The 4,175-nt window shown below is 47.1% G+C and carries 4 protein-coding genes; 2 read left to right on the plus strand and 2 right to left on the minus strand.

What is annotated here, in order from left to right; genetic code table 11:
• Positions 1 to 170, plus strand: a 170-nt coding sequence (locus tag QSV34_RS15065; protein WP_289151995.1) for a transposase, incomplete at its 5' end; no start/stop codon positions are given.
• Between the two features lie 225 nt (positions 171 to 395).
• On the opposite strand, the gene QSV34_RS15070 is transcribed toward QSV34_RS15065, so the two are convergent.
• Positions 396 to 1,964 (minus strand): MFS transporter, encoded by a 1,569-nt coding sequence (locus QSV34_RS15070; RefSeq protein WP_289156060.1) that lies wholly within the window; start codon positions 1,962 to 1,964, stop codon positions 396 to 398.
• A 277-nt stretch (positions 1,965 to 2,241) separates the two neighbouring features.
• Here QSV34_RS15070 and QSV34_RS15075 point away from each other — a divergent pair, with 277 nt between their 5' ends.
• Positions 2,242 to 3,789, plus strand: coding sequence for a peptide MFS transporter (locus QSV34_RS15075; protein WP_289156061.1), 1,548 nt, complete (start codon positions 2,242 to 2,244; stop codon positions 3,787 to 3,789).
• A 216-nt stretch (positions 3,790 to 4,005) separates the two neighbouring features.
• Here QSV34_RS15075 and QSV34_RS15080 read toward each other — a convergent pair.
• A partial coding sequence (locus QSV34_RS15080; RefSeq protein ID WP_289151995.1) for a transposase occupies positions 4,006 to 4,175 on the minus strand: 170 nt, incomplete at its 5' end.

The raw sequence follows: 4,175 nt of genomic DNA on the forward strand, positions 1-4,175 counted from the left end.
AAGAGATTTACAGGCGCCGGCAGGAGACAGTTGAACGCAGCTTCGCTGATGCTAAACAACTACACGGTTATCGATATGCTCGCTACACCAGGCTTAATAGAGTGGCTGGTCAGTGTCTGATGGCTGCAACTGCCCAAAACATCAAGAAAATTGCTCAGATGGCGGCCTGAGCCTCTATTGAGCCCTCTCTACACTCCAAACCCCTTGCTTAGCCTCTGTAAATGCCCCAGTACGGTGTTTGCGAGGCTCAACCTAGATTCGAGAAACTCTCCGGCTTTTGGGTTAGCAATGCCCAGAAACAACAAACCCCAGCAAAAATGCCAGGGTTTGTCAGCGATCTGAGCGGAGCATAGAGCTCCGCTTTTTTAATTCAACCTGTTTTAAGCGAGAAAAACTTAACTAGGATTGGTTTGGGCTATCTCTTGAGCTTCTTCTTTAGCCTTGGTTTTTAACCAACGACCATAGAAAAACATCCCCACTACTGAAGCAAAACCTACTGCTGCCATGATATACCACATAAAAGCGACATTGTGCGTGCTATGCAGCAACTGTGTCAGAGCTTGAGCGGACTCACCCGTGTAGCTGACCAGAGTGTCAAAAGCCTCACCATTCTTAATGGCTTCCACTTGAGACGGCTCCATTCCTCTTTCTACGAGTAACTCTCTGGAAAATTTTTCTTTGGATGCGTACTCACCGTACATCCAGGGACCAATTTTAGCTTCCAGCGTCCAACCAATACCAATAGGCAATTGTGTGAAGCCCAGATACATGGCTTTTTTCTGGGGTGGGGCGATATTGCCGATAAACTCACTACTTTTCGGGCTGGACATCATTTCGCCTACCGAGAACACCAGTATCCCGAAACCGGCGTACCAGCCCCAAGACACATTACCCAGCCAACACAGGGCAGCAGAAGCCAGAAAAGTACCGATCATCATGCTATCAACAGCTCTAAGTCTGGCGGATAGGCCAGCAAACAAGAAGCAGGTGAGCATAATAAGTCCTGCGTTCCAGTTGAGAAGACCCTCGGGCAATATCAGCTTGCCATCATCGGTCATTCCCAGTAAGCGAATGAAGAAGCTATTTTGCGTACCACCTTCTCCGAATAAGGTGGTGACGATTGCAGAAGTGTCCACCCAATCCCTCAAATGCAAGGGAAGAACGTCAAACAGGGCATTGAACATAAACCAGAATGCAGAAAACAGTACCAAGTACCAAATGAGAATAGGGTTGGCTAGTTCTCTCAACGAATCAGTAAACAGTGATTCTTGTTTTATTTCACCACTTTTAACTTTTGCAGAATAAGCAATACGTTCTTCCTTTCCGGGCTCTTTGTAGGCGAGCAGCAGCAGAAAGTTTAGAGAAATAATGGCTGCGCAGGCATAAAACACATAAGCCCAATCCATTTGACGCAACATTGCGGCGACAATGGGGCCAAGGAAGCCACCAATATTGACAGTTTGATAGAAAACACCCCATGCCATGGAGCTGTTTTCGCGGTTGGTAGCTTTTACTAGAGTTCCTTGAATGCCTGGTTTAAAAATACCTGTACCGAAGGCCAACACCACAGCACCAACGCCAAAGCCCCAGGCTGTTGGGAAAAGGGCCATGATCAAATAACCAATAATTTTAAAGACCGTGGACATAAAAATGGTTTCTTTATATCCAAGCCGGTCAGACAGGCCGCCGGTAACAACCGGTACAAAAGTTTGCACCAGCGCCCATATGGCGAGAATCGTACCAAAAGTCGATGCGGTAACCCCAAGGCCTCCATCTGCCTGAGAGTCTGTGGCGTAAAGTGCGGCAACGGCCTTGACCCCGTAATAAGCCAAGCGTTCCACCATCTCCATTCCGCCGACAATCCAGAAAACATAGCTGAGGCTAGCCAATGCCGCGAACGTACCCAGCTGCTTAACATCACTGACCGTGGTGGAGTGATTCTCTTTGTTATAGTCGTAACTCATAAAATATATACCTACCTTTATTATTGCCGCTCAGGTGCGCCCGTGAGTCTGCCTGTCTAATTGGGTAATTGATAGTAGTAAATTTCAACTAATTTGAAGAAAACTGTTCATATTGTTGAACAGTTTGGTGAAGAATTAACCAATTCTTCACTAGAAAAGTGATTTGCTTGCTTGTTGGCAGGGGCCCATATACCCTCATCGGGTCTATTTGGTAGGTTCAATAACAATAATTGCGCTACGCCTTTCAGGCTTGGGCGCATGGAGTGAATTTATAACTATGAATACGATTCAGTCTGAAGACTCCTCGAACTCAGTAGTAAAAACTGGTCACCCCAAAGGCCTCTACGTGTGTTTTATGACCGAGATGTGGGAGCGTTTTTCCTACTATGGGATGAGGGCGCTGCTGATTTTTTACCTTACAAAGCACTTTTTGTTTGGAGATAACAAAGCCTACGCCATATATGGTGCCTACACTTCTATGGTTTATCTGATGCCGGTAATTGGCGGGATTATGGCTGACCGTTATCTAGGGGCGCGCAAAGCCGTAACTTTTGGTGCAATTCTATTGGTACTTGGCCACTTTGGAATGGCTTTTGAAGGACCGACTGCTGTTCAAGGTGCCGATGGTGTAGAGCGACATCCGCTTTACTTACAAATTTTTTACCTATCGTTAGCACTGATTATCACTGGGGTTGGTTTTCTAAAGGCGAATATTTCCACAATAGTTGGCTCACTTTACGAAGAAGATGATCCACGGCGGGATGGTGGTTTTACCATCTTTTATATGGGTATTAATCTCGGCTCATTTATCGCCACTCTGTTGTGCGGATGGTTGGGTGAAACCTATGGCTGGGGCTATGGCTTTGGCCTTGCTGGTATTGGCATGGTGCTAGGTTTAATTATTTTTCTTCGTGGGCAACATACCTTAGACGGCCATGCGGAACCCCCTGAGCCTGAACAACTTAAAAAGTCAGTTTTTGCAGGTATTTCTGTAGAGAGGTTAATTTACATTGGTGGCTTTGCAGCGGTTTTGGTGATCTGGCAACTGGTTCAACACCAGCAGTTAGTTGGCCAGCTGTTGGGTGGCTTCGGCGCTTTGATGGTCTTAGTTATTCTTTGGTTTTCATTTACCAAATGTGATCCGGTTGAGCGAGACCGTATGATGGTAGCTTCTGGGCTCATTGCTTTCTCGGTTTTGTTTTGGGCTCTTTTTGAGCAAGCTGGTTCTTCTCTGAATATTTATACCGATCGATCAGTAGACAGAATGTTATTTGGTTGGGAGATTAAGGCGTCGCAGTTCCAGTCCCTCAATGCCTTGTTTATCATCGCTTTAGCCCCGCTGTTCTCAGCTCTGTGGATACGCCTTGCTGCCAAGGGGCTAGAGCCTTCCACACCAGCCAAATTTGGTTTTGGATTATTCTTTGTGGGGCTGGGCTTCCTTGTGCTTTCATATTTTGGTGCCCCAGGTGAAAGTGGTAAAAGTGCCATGGTTTGGGTAGTTATGATCTACTTGCTGCACACTATAGGAGAGCTTTGCCTATCTCCTGTTGGGTTATCCATGATTACCAAACTGAGTGTTGCCAGAGTGGTTGGTATGATGATGGGGACCTGGTTCCTGGCTTCGGCGGGTGCTAATTTTATCGCCAGCCAAATTGCGAGCCTAACAAGTTCAGATACATCAAGTGGTGAAGCAATCGATGTTGCCCAGGCAACAGCGAATACGCTGGCCGTTTACGCTGATGTGGGTTGGCTTGCGGTAGGCGTTGCTGCGTTTGTGTTTGTGATTACTCCGCTAATGCGAAAAGGGATGCACGGCGTCCACTAAGCTGTTTGTTGTACCGCTCAAAAAAACGCGCCCTTCGAGGCGCGTCAGATCGCTGACAAACCCTGGCATTTTTGCTGGGGTTTGTTGTTTCTGGGCATTGCTAACCCAAAAGCCGGAGAGTTTCTCGAATCTAGGTTGAGCCTCGCAAACACCGTACTGGGGCATTTACAGAGGCTAAGCAAGGGGTTTGGAGTGTAGAGAGGGCTCAATAGAGGCTCAGGCCGCCATCTGAGCAATTTTCTTGATGTTTTGGGCAGTTGCAGCCATCAGACACTGACCAGCCACTCTATTAAGCCTGGTGTAGCGAGCATATCGATAACCGTGTAGTTGTTTAGCATCAGCGAAGCTGCGTTCAACTGTCTCCTGCCGGCGCCTGTAAATCTCTT

The organism is Porticoccus sp. W117 (assembly GCF_030341905.1).
Classification (GTDB): Bacteria; Pseudomonadota; Gammaproteobacteria; order Pseudomonadales; family Porticoccaceae; genus SCSIO-12696.

Bases quoted from the DNA above. Each gene is read 5' to 3' on its own strand.
- QSV34_RS15070 (WP_289156060.1), bottom strand. From the start codon at position 1,964: ATGAGTTACGACTATAACAAAGAGAATCACTCCACCACGGTCAGTGAT.
- QSV34_RS15075 (WP_289156061.1), top strand. From the start codon at position 2,242: ATGAATACGATTCAGTCTGAAGACTCCTCGAACTCAGTAGTAAAAACT.